Here is a 16,970-nt window from a genome sequence, read left to right on the forward strand (position 1 = left end):
ATTTTATCCTTTTGAACACCGATGTATCAGTGTTTTCCGACCGCCTTTATTATCTCGGCGGCCATGCGATCAATCATCTCATCAGTCATTCCAGGATAAACACCGACCCAGAATGAATCACGCATAATCCTGTCAGTAACAGTCAGATTTCCGACAACGCGGTACTTGGTGCTGTCGCCGCGTATACTGTCGAAGCATGGATGCCTGATAATGTTGCCGGCAAAAAGCATCCTGGTCTGGATGTTGTTGGTCTCCAGATGACCAACCACGCTCCCCCTGTCCACGCCCTCACGGCAGGTCATAAGGAACCCGAACCAGCTCGGATCGCTGCCCGGCAGCGGTTCCGGCAGGATCAATCTGTCGGACACGTATTCAAGCGCGGCCTTCAGCCTGTTGAAGTTGCTCTGCCTCCGCTCGATAAACGACGGCAATTTCTCTAGCTGCGCACATCCGATGGCGGCCTGCAGATCGGTAGCCTTGAGGTTATATCCGAAATGGGAATAAACGTATTTGTGGTCATATCCGAGAGGAAGCTCTCCATACTGACCGTCGAACCTGTGCCCGCAGGTGTTGTCCTTCCCCGAGGGGCAGGAACAGTCCCTCCCCCAATCTCTAAGCGAGCGGATGATTTTGTGAAGTATCGGGTCCCGAGTATAAACCGCCCCGCCCTCACCCGTTGTCATGTGATGGGGAGGATAGAAACTGGACGTCCCTATGTCCCCGACTGTTCCGGTAAACATCTTCTTGCCGTTGTATGTGCATACGGAACCCAGGGAGTCGCAGTTATCCTCTATGAGCCAGAGGTTATGTTCGTCGCAGAAATCCTTGACCTTCTGTATATCGAAGGGATTGCCGAGGGTATGGGCGATCATTACAGCTTTGGTCTTGGGGGAGAGAGCCTTCTCCAGCATGGAGACGTCGATATTGTACTGCGGGATCGTCATATCCACAAATACAGGAACCGCTCCGAACTGGATGGCAGGAGCTACGGTCGTGGGGAATCCGCAGGCGACGGCGATGATCTCATCGCCACGACGGACAGTGCGATCCCCCAAAAGAGGAGATGTCAGGGCCATGAACGCCAAAAGGTTGGCCGAAGAACCAGAATTCACAAAACTGACATACGGTACACCGAGGAACTTTCCGAGCCCGGATTCGAATTCTTCAGTATATCTCCCGGATGTCAGCCAGAAGTCCAATGCTGCATCCACGAGGTTGCACATTTCCTCATCGTCATACACTCTGGATGCATACGGGATGCGGTCCCCTTCCCGGTATTCCCTCCTCTTATGGAACTTCTCGCAATATTCGGAGACTGATTCCAGAATCTCCTTACGAGCCTTTTTTTCGCTCATATCCTCGAACATCTTTATTCAGCCTCTGCATTCATAACATTCCGTTTAATAATATCTGACGGCAACATCGGCATTTATCTCGTGAGACTGCTCGCAGTGAATAGTATTTGCCATTATTTACAGAACCGAGATCATGATGACAAAAGAGTACAGACAGAATTGAATCGATGCTCTTCGAAACGCATTCTCCGATTTGATGGCATCAGCAATCTATGTGTCCCTTTCTGCAACTGTCCTTTATAGCCCTGAAAGTCCTGGGCAGGCTCTCCCATGAGATCATGGCTAGGACAGCGATGAGCGCCAGGGATTTGATGAACGGCTCCGGCGGATAGAGCATGAATATCACGGCGAAGCAGACGGCCGATACGGCATTGATTATGGACAGTTCCCTTCTTTCGGATGCGAAGCAGACCATCGGGATGATGACATAGCAGAAATTGTAGCGGATGCCGTTCCCGAAACAGAGGATCATCGCCCCGAACATGAGCATGAGGACCTTCCACTGGTCAAGGCCCCTGTCGAAGAGGATCATCGCCGCAAACAGGATGACGACCGATGCAGTCACAGCAAGGGATACTGCGGACTGGATGCCTTCGGATGCGAAACGGTGCAGGATCGCGTGGACATAGTCGCCGGCTGTGACGATTGTGCCGTCTTTCCTGCCATCGCCGTATAGCAGCAGATTGTCGGTCAGATCTGACAGGCTGCCGTCGGTCAGGGCAAACGGGACTATGAAAAGGACCGCGACGACCGCCGCGCATCCGGCGAACCCGCGCCAGTCCCTCTCCCTGAGGATGAGGAATGCGAGGACAGCGGGAGCGATCTTTATCCCGGCGGCGATGCCCAGGCAGATGTACGAAGCCCATCTGATCCATTTGCTCTCGGACCTGTAGCCGAGGACGAACATGGCGCAGAACACCGCACACATGATCATCGAATTCCCGCGTACGACAGCGTACATGACGGGAGACGACAGCAGAACGCACAGGAACATCAGCTCTGACATCCAATGTCCCAGACCCCCTTTCCTCTCCGCCCTCATGCAGAACAGATGGACAGCATACAGGGACAGGGCGGTGATGATGAGCAGGACCATGACCGGTTCCTGCGCCTCCCTGTACGAGAACGCGTCTGCCGGATCGGCAGCATAACCGGAGACCGCATTCCCGACCGCGGCGTAGAATACGGTGATGAGTGCTGGGTATATCGCCCCAGTCACATCCCTCAGATTGCCGTACGGATCGTTCATGGAATCCACGAGACTGTCGAAGAAATCCATGAAATATGTCCCGGAATCGCTGTGGAGCGAATCGTGGAAAGCATCGAGGCCCGGAACCGCGAAAAGGAACGCATCTAAGACCAGCAGAACTGCCATCAGGACGATCATCAGCGATGCAGCAGGATTGCCGCGGCTGATCGTATCCCAACGCTCGAGCGCCCCCTCCCTAAGGCTCATCGGTGTGAAGAAGCCGAGAAGGTATATTATCATGATGAACAGGCCGTACACGGCGCATCGACTCTGTCGAAACCCCGCCGCGGACAGAGATCATGATACCGGGCCGTACAGGGGTCTGCCGCGAGGATTCGAACGCGATCCTGCGCGCCCGCTCTTATATAAACAGCCTCGCCGTATCCGAGAACGCAGTTCGGTGTGATGATGAACCGCGGAACCATGCTTATCTCGCTCGCTGCCGTCCTCCTCGCGGCCGCCGTTCTGGCAGGGGAGTTCCTGGCATACAATCCGGTCACCGAGCGCGATGCTGAGGCTCAGTGGTCCGACGGCTCGGTATCGTACAGCGTCCGCAGCACTGGATCGGATGCCTGGGACTCAGTCCTCCTGGAGGAGAGCGGACCGTACACGGCGCCGACGCGGGCCCTCATCTACATCGACCCCGATTACGAGGGCAATTATTCCGAGGCCTGCGCGCTCAGCGATGCGGACCCGTTCCACAACGATCCGTCGGACACCGCCCGGCAGATAGAGCTGAACCTGAAGATGCGCGGGTTCAGGGATATATCGAGGATCGGCGACGGAGAACTGACCGACGAGATATCGCCGAAGATACCGCCGGGTTCCGGCGCCGGCACCGCCCTCATAGTCCTCTCGTACGCGCTCCCGTCATCTGTGTACACCGGGTCCGGATCGGATGCCCTCATCACCTGGATATCGTCGGGCGGCGCGGTCTACTGGCTCGGGTCCGAGGCCGGCCTCCTGTACAAGACGGCGGACGGCCTGGACAGGGCCTCGGAGAACACCCTCCTGGGAACGGGCACCGGAGTGTGCCATGAGGATACCCAGAGCGGGGATGCCGTGAGCGGGGGGCTCACCGGCGCCCTGAAGCTGTCCTGCACCTCCGTCCTGTTCGGCACCGATTCCGGCCTGCAGGCAGGGTACTGCCTCGGTGCATATGCCAGCATGTCATTCATCGGCAAGGGTTCCGGATACATCTGCGCCGTGGCAGGCGACGCAGGCTACTACTCCATAGGCGACCTGGCCCAGGCGCTGGCCGCGGGCATCACCCCCGGCACGGCAGTGCTGGCGCATGACGGGGGCACGGCGGTGAGGGAGACCCTGGACAGGTCGTTCGGTTTCTCCGGAACGGCGACTGGAAAATCCCTTTACATCTACTTCGGAGGGACATATGTTTGCAAGGGGGCGGTGTTCCGCGGCTGAAACGATGCGCGCTGCGGTATTCGATATGCGCGGGGCCGTCTGCAGGCACCCTCTGCTCACAGTCGTCCTCGCCGGCCTCATCCTGCGCCTCCTCATAACCTCCCTGTCGATGGTCTACGACACCGACTACTGGGCCCTGGTCATCAGGAACATCGACAGCGGCAACGGGCTCTACGGGCTCGACGGGTACTTCTACACGCCGGTCTGGGGCTACCTCCTGGCGCTGGAGGAGTGGTTCAACGACTCCTTCCTGGGCCTGGGCGAATCGGCCGTACGCGTCTCGGAGATCGTGTACTTCGAGAACGGCGACCACCAGACTGCCGCCACCATCACATCGGTGGCCTTCGGGTACCTGGTGAAGCTCCCTCTGGCACTGTCCGATCTCATCCTCGCCTGGCTCTGCATGGGGGCAGTGAAGGACAGAACGGGCGATGGGAAGAAGGCCGCGAAGGCGTTCGCGCTCGTGTTCCTGAGCGCGACTGTCCTGGGGTCCTCGGCCATCATCGGCATGCCGGACACTGTCGGCGCGGTATTCATGATGCTATGCATCCGCCTGACCCAGAAACGTCTCCCGGTGCTCGCCGGAGTATGCTTCTCGCTCTCGGTCCTGACCAAGTTCTTCCCGTTCTTCATCATATTCCCTCTGGTGGCATACATACTTGCAAGGGACAGGAGGGACATCAGGCGCGGCATGGTCCAGGTCGCTCTGTCCGCGGCCGGCGCGCTGATCGCTCTGGCGGTCATCCTGGCCCCGCAGATCTCGGACGGCACCGTGGGGGAGTGCTTCCGCTTCATAACCGACCGCATGGGGATATCGTTCGGGGATTCGGCGGGAAGCCGCCTTGCCGGAGCGGCGAGGGTGGCGGTGTTCGCCGCCATCATCGCCGTGGCCTGCCTCGTAGGCAGGAGGGCCTACCGCGAGACCGTGTCCTCGGGCGATGCCGACCGGGCGCTGTACCGGTACTCCCTGGCGATGGTCACCATGTGCATGCTCTACCCGCCCGCCGCCCAGTACCTGGTAGCGGCCGTCCCGCTGCTGGCCTGCTGCGCGGCGGCCGGGGACCGCCGTTTCATGATCTCATGGAAGCTGCTGAGCATCGGGGCCGCGGTCATATTCACGGTGTCCCTCTGCACGCACCTGATGCCGATCGCCGTTTGGACGGACCTCCTGGACGTCTCCTCGCTGGCACATTTCTATGACGTCTGGAATGCCGGGCCCGGCGTGCTCACCGTATGGAACGTCCAGTTCGTGGCGGGGAGCGTCGTCCAGTACATGGGCGTGCTGACGGTGCTGATCGTCATATTCGAGGCGGAGGTCCGCAGATACCTCGGAGGTTTCGGATGCTGGATCGCCGATATTCTGGGAGGTGAAAAGGATGCGTCCGAGGATTAAGCACCGGGGGGACAGCATGAGGATAGATCTCCTCTGCAGCTGGGGAGGCCACCTCCAGGAGATGTTGGACCTCCGCGGGGCATGGGGCAGGTACGACTACCGCTTCATCACCTACGAGAGCGAGCGCACGGCCGCCATGGACGAGCCGATGGTCCTCATAACCCCTCCCTGGATCAGCATCCCCCGTTTCCTGAGGGGCCTCTTCCGTGCCCTCCGCTGCGTGCTGTTCGACCGTCCCGACGTGCTCATAAGCACCGGAATGGGTTATGTGGATGTCTTCGTCTTCCCTCTCTGCAGGCTGCTCGGCACATATACAGTGTACATAGAATCCGGGGCCAACGTCGGCTATGTGAGCGGCACCGCCGGCATCGTCAGACGCTTCGCCGACCGCTTCATAGTCAGATGGGAGGACCTCGCGGAGGAGATCGGAGCGGAGTTCCACGGGGGGATATTCTGATACTGGTAACCATCGGCATGAACGACGCCCCGTACGGCGCCCTGTTCGAGGAGATGGACCGCCTCGCACCCTCTCTGGGGGAGGAGGTCGTGATGCAGGTCGGCAGGACCGGCTTCCAAGGGAAGAACAGCAGATGCTTCCAATACCTCCCCGACACTGAGATGGGGAAGCTCTTCGATTCCTGCTCCCTTATCGTATCCCATGCGGGCATCGGGACCATAGTGAACGGCCTCGACCGCCGCATCCCCCTCGTCCTCGTCCCCAGGGAAGTTGTCATGCCCGATGCCGGCACCGATCAGCAGATGGCCGTGGCCGAGAAGGTGGAGGCCATAGGGCGCGGGACGGTAGTCAGGGACCTGTCCGAACTCGGGAGCAAGCTGACGGAGGCCAGGGCCATGCGCCTCCCCCCGTACGAGCGCGACCGCTCACTGCTCTCGTTCCTCTCAGGACTCCTCGCCGGGCTCGCCGAGGAACCTCCTGAAAAGCCTCTTCAGCGAGCCGGGCAGGAAGCTGCTGATCTTCCCCCTCTCGTAGGAGTCCAGGGCGGCGAACATCGCAGGCACGTAGACCGCGAAGAGCGCGAGGAACAGCCCGATCACCGGGATCCATGCCCCGGGGATATCGACGGCCCCGGACAGCAGGTACATCAGCGCCCCCGAGGCGGCGAAGAATGCATAGCCGACCGCGAGCGGGCGCATGATCTCCCATACCCCGGTGCCGGTGATCCTCCCGACGTAGGCCGTGGTGCAGAGCGTGTAGGCCAGGGTGCAGACCATCCACACGGCTGTGGCCTCCTCCACTCTCTCGAAGCTGTCGGAGGGGGACAGCATGCAGACGGCGGCGGAGACCGCCACGTTGGCGATCCCGAAGACCACGGTCATTATGGAGACAGTGTTCACCTTGAGGTACACTGTGGGCACGCTCTGGAGGACAGTGGCGGCGCAGTAGGCGACATCGCCGGCCAGGGCGATCCTGACCACGTCCGCCAGGTAGACATAGTCCGCCCCTACCCACGCCTCTATGACCTGCGGCGCGAACACCATGACGAAGGCCACCGGCATGGCGAAGAGCAGGGATACGAACTTTATGCCCGTGACCAGCAGGTGGCGGAGGCCCTCGCCGTCCTTCTCCGCATAATAGTGGTAGACCAGGGGCTCGAAGGAGGTGGTCACGGAATAGCATGCTGTGTGTATCATCGAGATGAGAGAGGACACGATGGCGAACCCTCCCTCCGCCTCCGCGCCGATGTATATGTTGATGATGACCAGAGACGCCTGGATGTACAGCATGTTCCCGATCTTGTAGATTATCGACCATGCGCCGAGGGTGCCCATCGAACGGAAGAGGGACCTGTCGTAATAGCGGTAGCGGATCCTCATCGGGGGGTAGTCATGTTTGGCGAGGACGTACAGCAGGACCAGGAGGAACGCGGAGGAGACCAGGTAGGCCAGGCCCACGGCTATGAGGTCCTTCTCGCCGGCCGCGAAGAGGGCGAAGATGAGGCCGACCTGCAGGACCGTGTACGCCAGCCTGGCCATGTATATCTGGTACAGGGTGTTGTTGGCGTTGAAGACACTGGAGAACGCGGACCCGATAACGACCAGCAGCGAAGCGGCCATGATCAGCAGGAACATGATCTGGACCTCGCCGTAGCTGTTGCCGGCAACACCGAATATGTACGGCGACGCCCAGGAGACCAGGATTATCGGCGGGACCAGAACGATGCATGTCCGCAGTATGCCGAAGAAGCCCGTGCTGAGCTCTTTCGAGGCGTCGCTGCTCCTGCTTATGGCAAGCGTGGAATACCTCGAGCATGCAGATTCGAGCGAATCGGCGATGATCATGACGTACGACGTCATGGTGGTGGCGAGGGGGATTATACCGTAGGTCGCAAGACCCAGATTGTCGATGTAGAAGGGTACGAGGAAGACCCCGATGAGCGCCATGACGACAGTCCTGACGATGTTCATCGCGGCGTTAAGCGGGGTCCTCGCCCAGAAGGACCTATCGACGGTCACCGTTTCAATACACTCTCCATCTCACAGTTCGGGTGCCTTACGTGCATAACGGGGATAATGCTTTTGGCGCCCTTGCCTCCGGAAATTAACTGCAGATAACTATAGAGACTATTATAAAGAGCATATGCTTGGTATACATTTATGAACACTATCCAGGAAGGACTGCTGGATATGATGGCAGACATCGACCGGGCCGCCCGGGAGAACGGAGCGGAATACTCCCTGGACTGCGGCACGGCGATCGGAGCGGTCCGCCACCGCGGGTTCATCCCATGGGACGACGACATGGACATACTCGTGAAGGAAGAGGACCTCCCGAAGTTCCTGGATGCCATGGAGAGCCTGCCCGAGGGGAAGTACACTGTCCAGTGCCCCCTGAGCATCGATTTCGCCAACACATTCTACAAGATCCGCAGGAACGGGACCACCGCCATAGAGGACGATCATTGGAGCAACCGCGGCCACCAGGGGCTCTTCATAGACGTGTTCGTCGCCCGCGGATATCCCGACGGGCGCTTCCGGAGAGCGCGGTACGAACTCCTGCTGAAGTTCCAGCGGGGGATGAGGCTCATCGCCTTCCGCTGCTACGGGGACCCCTCGAAGGACCGCCGCCAGAGATGGTGCGACCGCATGCAGGCGCGGGCGCAGGAGCGCATGCGCAGGCTCTGCAGGGACGACCGCACGATGTACCGCATCGACTATCCTGTGGACTCCCGCCCGGTCCCCAGGGAATGGTACCGCGAGTATACCGACGTCCCGTTCGAGGGGCACATGTTCCGTATGTACGCCGACTACGACGACATCCTGACGGATGCCTACGGGGATTACATGACCCCTCCGCCCGAGGAGGAGAGGATCGGCAAGCACATCGTCGCGTTCAGCATGACCGAGGATTACAGAGACTGGCTCAGGGAGCACGGTCACTGAAGATCATCATCGGTCTTCTTCACGAAAACGGCGTACTTGCTGATGAGATAGTTCAGCACGATCTCGATGAACGAGATGATTATCTTAGCGGGGAACCCGTCGACCCCGAAGAGCTCTAGGTCGAGGCCCATGTCGTAGAGGACGGGGAACCCGCAGATGTTGATAGCCCCCGTGAAGGCCCTTCCTGCGACGAAGTAGGTGGCCTCCTTGCTGACGGTCTTCTTCTTCCTCGTCTGACTGCCGAAGACGAAGGTCTTGTTGAGCACGAAAGCGACCATCACTCCTATGACCCAGGAGGCCGCATTGCTGTAGACCGGTTTGATCCCGAGGAGGACCAGGGCCGCGTAGACGCCCCAGGTGATGGCAACGTTGAGGGCGCCGATGAAGAGGTAGCGCATGACCTCTCCGTGCTTCCCGTAGAAAAGACCGTCACAGAAATCCCTGATCCCCATGCTATCCCTCACAGTTTCTTGGTCGAGCCGACCATCTCCCATACGCTCATGTTGTCGCCTCCCTTCTCCACATGCTCGCGCGCGATGCGGCGGCATCTGCCCTCCAGGCGCGCCACGTAAAGCATCTTGAAGGGATGGAACCCCAACTCTTTGATGCAGGCCACCGCCGCCTTCACGAGGTACCTTTTGTTCCATGTAGGGATACTGTAGCCATACTTCTTCTGCATGACGCATTCGCCGACATTGACGCGGACGCGCTGCTTGATGAAATCCTCTTCCGTCTCCGGTCCGCGGTTCAGGACTATACTGTCCGGGACGTAGACGCATATGTACCCGGCCTCCTCCAGTTTCATGCGTATGATGTCCTCATCGGACTGCATGTCGGTCGGCAGGCGGGTGCCGATATCGCGGAACGCTATCAGCTCTCCGATCTTGGGATGCTCGAGCGCGAGCTGGTGGTGGACGCACCACATGAGGTTGACGGCGAAACCGATCTTGGTATCCTTCCCGTTGGTCGGGATAGGGTGACCCCCGGTGATCCCGACCTTCGGGTCAGCGAGGGGCTCGACCAGCTTCTGGAGGGAATCCTCGGTGCCGAACGCGTTGTCAGCGTTCAGCATGACCACGAGATCGCATGATTTGTGGTCGAGGTAGCAGTTTATGGCGGAGTTCTTGCCCTCCCTCTTCTCCTGCCTGTAAAGGCGGAGGGTGGGGAACTCCGCCTGCAGCCCTTTGACGATGTCGTCGGTCCCGTCGGTGCTCCCGCTTGAGACGACCAGCACCTCCTTCACCGAGACCGTGCTGAGCTTCTGGGAGTAGACGGAGCGGATGGACCGCTCGATGATCTGCGCCTCGTTATAGGCGCATATCCCTACAGTCACCTCCAAATCTGGCATTGTGGTGCACAGATTCGCAATGTCCTATAAAAAGTGTCCATGCTGCCTGCCCTTTATCCCATAACTAATAAAACAGCAGTGCGCATATTGAGCATCAGATACACTGCGAGGCAGATGCCGACCGCAGTGCCAGAAAGAGAGATCCGATAAAATGGTCTATGTCGATCCTTATGTGAAGAACGCCTTCCGCAAGAAACAGCCCGAGGGGAGGGGAGGATTCATACGCCTCGATCAGAACGAGAACCCCGACGGACTCCCGAGATGGCTGTTCGACGGGGTCATGAAGGGCATAACCCCCGAGATCCTCGGGATGTACCCGGAGGAGGGACCGTTCATCGAGAAGTACTCCAAGATGGCGGGCATATCCCCTTCCCAGATGACCGTCACCGACGGCAGCGTCGTGGCCATGGGGTACATGATGAAGGTCTTCGGAGAGCCCGGGAAGGACCTGGTGGTCGTACGCCCGACCTTCAACATGTACGGAGCCTACGGAGCGCTCAACGGGATGAAGTTGAAGGAGGTCCCCTACCGCGACGGCTACAGGATGGACATCGGTGACATCCTCTCGTCCATCGACGACAATACGGGCATCGTCGTCCTTGTGAACCCCAACATGCCGATAGGCAACTCCTATTCGCCCGAGGAGGTCGAGGCGGTTGTGAAGAAGGCCGCAGAGCACGGGGCCATGGTCGTCATCGACGAAGCATACCACTACTTCAGCGATACCCAGTCGTCCGTACCGCTGATATCAAAATATGACAACGTCGCGGTCCTGCGCACCTTCTCCAAGATGTTCTCCCTGGCCGGCCTCAGGCTCGGCATTGTGATGTCGAACGAGGAGAACATCCGCTGCATCAACAACTGGCGCCCGCATTACACCGTGAACGCGGTCACCCTGGCCTTCGGCGAGGCCGTGGTGGACAACATCGACAGGCTCCTGAAGGAGGAATCAGAGAAGTTCGCTAGAGGAATGGAGTACATAACCGGATGGCTGGACTCCCGCGGCTATTACTACGTCCCCAGCAGCGGGTGCTTCCTCTGCATCCGCCCCAAGCACAGGGATGCGGTATACATCACCGAGGAGCTGAAGAAGCGCAACATCCTCATCCTCTGCGGCGGCAACAACATCGACGGGCTCCTCCGCCTGACCGTCTGGGACGAGAAGTACATGAGGATGTTCGCCGACGCCATGGCCGCGATAGACCGGGAGCGATCCCCATGAGGACGGTCGCTGTCATCCTGGCCGGAGGGGTCGGGAAGAGGCTGGGCGCATCATGCCCCAAGCAGTTCCTGGAGATCCGCGGGAAGCCGGTCATCGTCCACACGGTCGAGAACTTCCAGAGGAACCCTTCGGTGGATGCGGTGGTCATCGTATGCGTCCCCGACTGGATAGATCATATGGCCGGGCTCGCCAAAGAATACGGCCTCACCAAGGTGGAGGCCATCGTTCCCGGGGGCGAGACCTCGCACGATTCCACCCGCAACGGCATATTCCATCTGCGCAGCGAGCTCGGGAAAGGCGACATCGTCATAATCCACGATGCGGCGCGCCCCATCCTCCCGCAGGCGGCCATCGACGAGATGCTGAGGGTCGCCAAGGAGAAAGGCAACGCCTCTCTGGCCATCCCCTGCTACGAGACCGTGATATACACGGACGACCAGGTCTCCGGCGACAAGGAACTGGACAGGAACCGCCTGATGCGCGTGCAGACCCCCCAGGCCTATGAGTATTCCGATCTTCTGTCACTGTACGACCGCGCCGAGGCTGAGGATAAGCATGACTTCATCTACGCGGACCTGGTGGAGATCTACTACGGCAGGCGCGTGTACTTCTCCAGGGGATTCGCCAACAACATCAAGATAACCAAGCAGGAGGACATCCCCCTCTGCGAATCGCTGATGTCCTTCTCCGAGGACCAGCTCTTCAACCTGTGATACCGTGGACGGCCCTAAGCCCTGGGAGATGAAGCGCCCCGCCTGCGAGAAGGCAGTAGACGAATACGCGCGCGACGGCATGACCGTCGGCCTCGGAACAGGGAACTCGGCCAATTACGCCGTGATGCGCCTGGCCGAGATGGCCCGCGAAGGGGCGGACTTCGTCTGCGTCGCCTCCTCTGTGAAGACGGCGGAGCTGGCCAAAAGCCTCGGCCTGAATATAGCGGATATCTCCTCCGTCAGCAGGATCGATGTGACATTCGACGGCGCCGACGAGGTGGACCCTGACCTCAATCTCATGAAGGGGCTGGGCGGGGCTCTGCTCAGGGAGAAGATAATAGCCGCTTCGACAGCGCGCGAGGTCATCATCGCCGACGACATCAAGCTCGTGGGCAGGCTGGGCGAGAAGGCCCCCGTTCCGGTGGAGGTCTGCACCTTCGGCAGCGCCCGCACCGCGGAACTGCTCCGGAAGCTCGGGTGCGAGCCCGTGCTCAGGATGCATGACGGGAGCCCGTTCGTCACCGACGGCGGCAACCTGATCTACGACTGCCGCTTCGGCCCGATCGGCAGCCCCTCCGAGCTGGAGGCCGACATCGACCGCATCCCGGGCGTCATCGAATGCGGGATCTTCCCGGGCATGGCCGATTCCGTCTTCATCTACCATGGGGACAGCGATACCTTCGAGGAGCTCCGCCGCCCTCAGATCTGATGCCGGCAGGCGTATATCTGGTAAGCATCGCCGACGGTCACGTAGACGCACAGAGTTCCCGAGGCCCCGTTCTTGTCCAGCGTCCCGGAACCGCTCCCGTGCGTAGTGCCCGATTGAGAATCCAGGAGGACGCTGCACCAGCACAGGCCGGCAGAGGCGGCGGATGCAATGTCCTCCGCCTGGAAAAGCGAGACGCCGCCTGCGGCGATGCATATCTGCCCGGAGCCTTCCTTCACGAAGGTCAGGGTCCCCAGGCTGCCGGACATGTAGCCTGCCGTGAGGGATTCCATCCCTGTCCCGGACATGTCAGGGGCGTTCTGCAGGAGGTCGCCCTTCAGCTGCAGCTCCTTCCTGAACGGCCCTTCCGTATCCGCCGGAATGTCATCGGCGAGGTACTCCGCCGTCCCTGTGAAGAAGGCCCTCCCGCCGGCATATTCGTACCCGTCGCGGGTCATCACGTAATCGCCGGGGGCCGGCCCCACCCAATAGACGGTCCCGCCTGCCTCCATCCATTCCAGGGCCGTCCCGCCGGATGTCCCGTCATAAACGGTCATCGGGAACGCCCCGTAGACCATCACCAGGCCCTTGCCGGCGGCGGTCCCCTCCGAGATATCGGACGACAGCGCCTCGGCGAGGCCATCCATGTCCACGTATTCCGTATCGTCAATCCCGCAGATGCCCAGGGAGGTCCTGGTCTGTTCCAGATAGAACCCTGGCTCGTCCATGCGCGAGAGGAAGAAATCATTGCCGTCGCTGTACTGGGACGTGCGCCCTTCCTCCAGGAACAGATACACAGAGGTCACCGGGACGTAATCTCCGCAGGAGATCAGGGATGCCGCATACTCATGCGAACCGTTCACGGTCACGGAGTACTCAGCATATTCGCCTGCATCCGATGCCGAGGATCCGTACCCGTAGTCATCGGGAAGGTAGGCGTACGCCTCGCCGATGAAGATCACCGCGCAGACCGCGATGACGATGGCGGCCTCGGCCGCCCTCTTCCTGCTGAGATGCATGCTGATGTTCATCCCGGTATCCTCCCCAACGGGGCGCGCAGGCGCTCGATCAGCATGCCGGAACGGGTCCCGCGCCGCCCGAGAATATCGTACGCCGCCAGGACGATGAACAGCCACACGGCAACGGACCACATAAGTGCCAGCACTCCTTCGATCATATGCACAGGCAGGTCCTCGGCGAAGGACACCGACAGGGACGTGAAGGTATCGTAATCGATCAGCCCGTAATAGGCGCATGACAGGCACAGCAGGGTGAACCCTGCATGGACGAACGCCTCGGCGAACGAGAACAGACCCAGGCCCCAATAGGATGCGGAATATCCGCGGCAGTCGGGGGCCATCTCCATGCAGAGGATGATGAACCCGATGGCCGACGGGGCGTACTGATATCCGCGGTTCAGCATCACAGCGACGGCGATGAGCAGGCCCGCGCAGAGGTACACTGCCCTGCCTGCTTCATCCCTGTCCATATGCCAGATGCGGCGCGCCGTCAGAACCATGAGTGCCAGCAGGAGCAGCCCGACGAGAATCTGACGGAGAGATGTCGCAGCCCCGTACAGGGAACCGAAGTCCGTGCCCTGCCTATCGGTCAGGAACACGAACGCGTCGTCGATCTGCCCGTTGGCAATCTGCGGCAGGATAAGAATGGCGGAGACAATCAATGCCCCGACTGCGGCAGACACGGCCCCTCCGGCCCATTCCCTGCCGCGGACCGAGCGGAGATAAGCGACCAGGAGGAGGACGCAGACGGCCGGGAAGACCTTCAGCCAGATGGCGAAACCGAACACGATGCCGGCCAGCAGAGGCCTGTTCCTTCCGGCAAGAACGATGCACCCGAGGATCAGGGCCGTCGAGATGCAGTCGAACTGCCCCTGGATCGAGGACATGTAGATGGTTATGGGGCAGAAGCACCAGAGCGCAATGGCGCGGAGCGCACGGGACATGTCTCCCGTCCTGCCGAGGACGATGCGGTACAGCATCCATCCGACGGCGACGTCGATGACGTCCAGGGGGAACTTGATGGCCATGTTCATCTCGGGGGAAATGACGAACGGCCGGTAGCTCCTGACCCCTTCCAGGGGCAGAAGGCCTTCGAAGTAATCTCCGAAAAGCGGCACAGCCCCGACCGCCTGGATCATCATGTCAAGGAAGGAAAGGAGGTACCCCCAGACTGGAGTGTAATAGTTCCCCATGACCCCTAGATGTCGTTCCCGCTCTCGACGGACGCCATTATCCTCGGCCATGCGGACGAATCGCCCATGTGGGTAAGGGAGACTGTGCAGACAAAGCGAACAGCGAGCGCAATGATCACGATCGATGCTAGCTTCTGCTTCGCCGAGAACTCAGACCATCTGCCCATGAGGCTTATCAATGGCGGCTGATGAATGCTCATATGAAATACGTTACGTCTGTTACCGAAACGAATAATATTACAAATTCCGAAATTGTTTTAATTTATTGCGGATTTGATTGCAGGTCCAGCGACGTATCTGCATCCTAATGGAAAAGCCCATGATCTGTCCGCGGAGGGTGCTCCCGCTAAATACTGTGCACAGCATCAGTGACGCAGGCAGGGGCGGCCATGAACATCGGGCAGAGCATCTACGACCTCTTCGGAGGGAACGGCGAGATCGGAATCTTGATCTGCATATTCCTGATCTTCCTGCTGGATGCTCTTGTCATCCCTACGCTCCCGGAGCTCTTCTTCGTTATCGGATTCATGGCCGGTACAGAGTACACTGATGTCCCAATCCTGTTCGGATGCGAGCTCATAGCGGTGGCGGCGGCAGCCGAGCTGGTCGGCATATTCTCACTCTACTATGTCGTGAAGCACATCCGCATTCCGAAGAAGGTCGAGAAGGCCGTGGGGGCTTACACTGACTTCCTGGTCCTCGGCGACGAGCGTCTCCTGCTGCTGAACAGGGTGGCACCCATGATCCCGTTCGCCGGAGCGTTCATCTCCATCATGAAATGGAACCCTGCGAAATGCGCTTTCTACATCGTCCTCGGATGCGTCCTCAAGTTCGGAGTCATAATGCTGCTGAGCGACTTCTTCTACGGGTTCTTCGACAGCGGAAAGGCCCAGAGCTTCACGCTGATTATGATATTCACGGTCATAGGAGCAAGCATAGCCCTATCGCTGTACCTCAAAAAGAGGAACGGGATAGGCATCGGCAAAGACCCAGACGCCTGAAGCAAAGGGATCCGGGGCTGAGCGACCCTATAAATAAATGCGGAAATTAGGGGTCGATGGGGATATCTTTGGCAGGATCGTGCACAGTAGTCATCCCGACATACAACGAGAAAGGGAACGTCGTGAAGATGGCAGAGGCCATCAGGAAGGCGTATCCGGAATTCAAGATCCTGTTCATGGATGACAACTCCGATGACGGCACCATAGATCTGGTCAGGGGCCTGAACGACCCCCTGACCGAGATCCGGCCCAGGAAATAGCCCAGAGGGCTTGCGGCCTCGGTAATGGAGGGGTTCTATCTCGCCGACACCGATTACGCCCTCTGCATGGACTGCGATTTCCAGCATCCCGTAGAGGTCCTGAAGGACATCGTCAGCGAGATGGACAAAGGCGCGGACCTCTGTGTCGGAGTGAGGAACAGCAGGATGTCCATGGGATTCGTCCGTGCGTTCGGTTCCGAGGCCGTGGAGGCCTTCTGCAAGATCTTCTTCCGCATCCACGGGAAGCAGACGACCAAGGACATGATGTCCGGCCTGTTCGCTGTCCGCTGCAGCGAGTTCCATGATGTCATCGCAGGATGCTGGGACAAGTTCGAGTACAGGGGCTGGAAGGTTCTCATGGACCTCATGAAGTACGAGACCCACGACGTGAAGGTCGCCTATGTCAGGTATGATTTCGGCAAGCGGGCCGAGGGAGATTCGCACCTGAACCCCAAGGTCGCGGTCATGACCCTGCATCAGCTGTGGGGCTTCGGGAAATGGTGCTCGCGCATCCTCGCCAGGCTGTACCGCATCGATTATTACGAGATGTACCCGGACGAGGCCAAAGAGAAGAAGAAGACCGGCAAGAAAAAGTGATTTTCTCTTTCCCAGAAAACTTTCCGCAGTTCCCTGCAGGGATCCCGCATATCCCAATTATCGAAAAATAACGGAGGGCATGAGCCC

The 16,970-nt window shown here is 59.5% G+C and carries 16 protein-coding genes and 1 pseudogene; 9 read left to right on the forward strand and 8 right to left on the reverse strand.

What is annotated here, in order from left to right; translation table 11 throughout:
• Nucleotides 1-26: 26 nt before the first annotated feature.
• Both rfbH and O8W32_04965 read right to left on the reverse strand, forming a co-directional pair.
• On the reverse strand, nucleotides 27-1,367 hold the full coding sequence (rfbH, locus tag O8W32_04960) for a lipopolysaccharide biosynthesis protein RfbH (protein ID WII08523.1): 1,341 nt from the start codon (nucleotides 1,365-1,367) through the stop codon (nucleotides 27-29).
• Between the two features lie 190 nt (nucleotides 1,368-1,557).
• Nucleotides 1,558-2,844, reverse strand: coding sequence for a glycosyltransferase family 87 protein (locus tag O8W32_04965; GenBank protein WII08524.1), 1,287 nt, complete (start codon nucleotides 2,842-2,844; stop codon nucleotides 1,558-1,560).
• A gap of 168 nt (nucleotides 2,845-3,012) precedes the next feature.
• Between O8W32_04965 and O8W32_04970 the strand changes: the two genes are divergently transcribed.
• From O8W32_04970 to O8W32_04980, 3 genes are read left to right on the forward strand one after another with little or no spacing between them, the layout of a single operon-like run.
• A complete protein-coding gene (locus O8W32_04970; protein ID WII08525.1) occupies nucleotides 3,013-4,029 on the forward strand; it encodes a hypothetical protein in 1,017 nt (338 codons plus the stop codon).
• 4 nt (nucleotides 4,030-4,033) lie between these two features.
• Nucleotides 4,034-5,422 (forward strand): hypothetical protein, encoded by a 1,389-nt coding sequence (locus tag O8W32_04975; protein WII08526.1) that lies wholly within the window; start codon nucleotides 4,034-4,036, stop codon nucleotides 5,420-5,422.
• 16 nt (nucleotides 5,423-5,438) lie between these two features.
• Nucleotides 5,439-5,879, forward strand: a complete 441-nt coding sequence (locus tag O8W32_04980) for a hypothetical protein (protein ID WII08527.1) — start codon at nucleotides 5,439-5,441, stop codon at nucleotides 5,877-5,879.
• Between the two features lie 443 nt (nucleotides 5,880-6,322).
• Here the strand turns inward: O8W32_04980 and O8W32_04985 are convergent, their stop codons facing one another.
• Nucleotides 6,323-7,897: a hypothetical protein gene (locus O8W32_04985; protein ID WII08528.1), complete on the reverse strand. Its 1,575-nt coding sequence runs from the start codon at nucleotides 7,895-7,897 to the stop codon at nucleotides 6,323-6,325.
• 141 nt (nucleotides 7,898-8,038) lie between these two features.
• Here O8W32_04985 and O8W32_04990 point away from each other — a divergent pair, with 141 nt between their 5' ends.
• Complete coding sequence (locus O8W32_04990; GenBank protein ID WII08529.1) at nucleotides 8,039-8,824, forward strand: LicD family protein; 786 nt, start codon at nucleotides 8,039-8,041, stop codon at nucleotides 8,822-8,824.
• Here the strand turns inward: O8W32_04990 and O8W32_04995 are convergent.
• Together O8W32_04995 and O8W32_05000 are read right to left on the reverse strand one after the other, a co-directional pair.
• The gene (locus O8W32_04995) at nucleotides 8,818-9,276 is read right to left on the reverse strand and encodes a GtrA family protein (GenBank protein ID WII08530.1); all 459 of its coding nucleotides are present in this window, start codon (nucleotides 9,274-9,276) and stop codon (nucleotides 8,818-8,820) included. The genes O8W32_04990 and O8W32_04995 overlap by 7 nt on opposite strands.
• Before the next feature lie 8 nt (nucleotides 9,277-9,284).
• Entirely contained in the window at nucleotides 9,285-10,172 is an 888-nt protein-coding gene (locus tag O8W32_05000) for a glycosyltransferase (GenBank protein WII08531.1), read from the reverse strand.
• A gap of 151 nt (nucleotides 10,173-10,323) precedes the next feature.
• Here O8W32_05000 and O8W32_05005 point away from each other — a divergent pair, with 151 nt between their 5' ends.
• The 3 genes from O8W32_05005 to rpiA are packed head-to-tail and all read left to right on the forward strand — an operon-like array spanning nucleotide 10,324 to nucleotide 12,816.
• Nucleotides 10,324-11,394, forward strand: a complete 1,071-nt coding sequence (locus tag O8W32_05005) for a histidinol-phosphate transaminase (protein WII08532.1) — start codon at nucleotides 10,324-10,326, stop codon at nucleotides 11,392-11,394.
• Entirely contained in the window at nucleotides 11,391-12,107 is a 717-nt protein-coding gene (locus tag O8W32_05010) for an IspD/TarI family cytidylyltransferase (GenBank protein ID WII08533.1), read from the forward strand. Before O8W32_05005 ends, O8W32_05010 begins: the two co-directional genes overlap by 4 nt.
• Nucleotides 12,108-12,111: 4 nt before the next feature.
• Complete coding sequence (rpiA, locus tag O8W32_05015) at nucleotides 12,112-12,816, forward strand: ribose-5-phosphate isomerase RpiA (GenBank protein ID WII08534.1); 705 nt, start codon at nucleotides 12,112-12,114, stop codon at nucleotides 12,814-12,816.
• Here rpiA and O8W32_05020 read toward each other — a convergent pair.
• From O8W32_05020 to O8W32_05030, 3 genes are read right to left on the reverse strand one after another with little or no spacing between them, the layout of a single operon-like run.
• Nucleotides 12,807-13,844: a hypothetical protein gene (locus tag O8W32_05020; GenBank protein ID WII08535.1), complete on the reverse strand. Its 1,038-nt coding sequence runs from the start codon at nucleotides 13,842-13,844 to the stop codon at nucleotides 12,807-12,809. The two genes, rpiA and O8W32_05020, sit on opposite strands and share 10 nt — an antisense overlap.
• Nucleotides 13,841-15,025 (reverse strand): glycosyltransferase family 87 protein, encoded by a 1,185-nt coding sequence (locus O8W32_05025; protein WII08536.1) that lies wholly within the window; start codon nucleotides 15,023-15,025, stop codon nucleotides 13,841-13,843. Before O8W32_05025 ends, O8W32_05020 begins: the two co-directional genes overlap by 4 nt.
• A gap of 5 nt (nucleotides 15,026-15,030) precedes the next feature.
• Nucleotides 15,031-15,225, reverse strand: a complete 195-nt coding sequence (locus O8W32_05030; GenBank protein WII08537.1) for a hypothetical protein — start codon at nucleotides 15,223-15,225, stop codon at nucleotides 15,031-15,033.
• A 189-nt stretch (nucleotides 15,226-15,414) separates the two neighbouring features.
• Here O8W32_05030 and O8W32_05035 point away from each other — a divergent pair, with 189 nt between their 5' ends.
• A complete protein-coding gene (locus O8W32_05035) occupies nucleotides 15,415-16,026 on the forward strand; it encodes a hypothetical protein (GenBank protein WII08538.1) in 612 nt (203 codons plus the stop codon).
• 128 nt (nucleotides 16,027-16,154) lie between these two features.
• Nucleotides 16,155-16,883 (forward strand): annotated as a pseudogene (locus tag O8W32_05040) (glycosyltransferase).
• Nucleotides 16,884-16,970: the final 87 nt, after the last annotated feature.

It is taken from the genome of Methanomassiliicoccales archaeon LGM-DZ1, assembly GCA_030168595.1.
Classification (GTDB): domain Archaea; phylum Thermoplasmatota; class Thermoplasmata; order Methanomassiliicoccales; family Methanomethylophilaceae; genus Methanomethylophilus.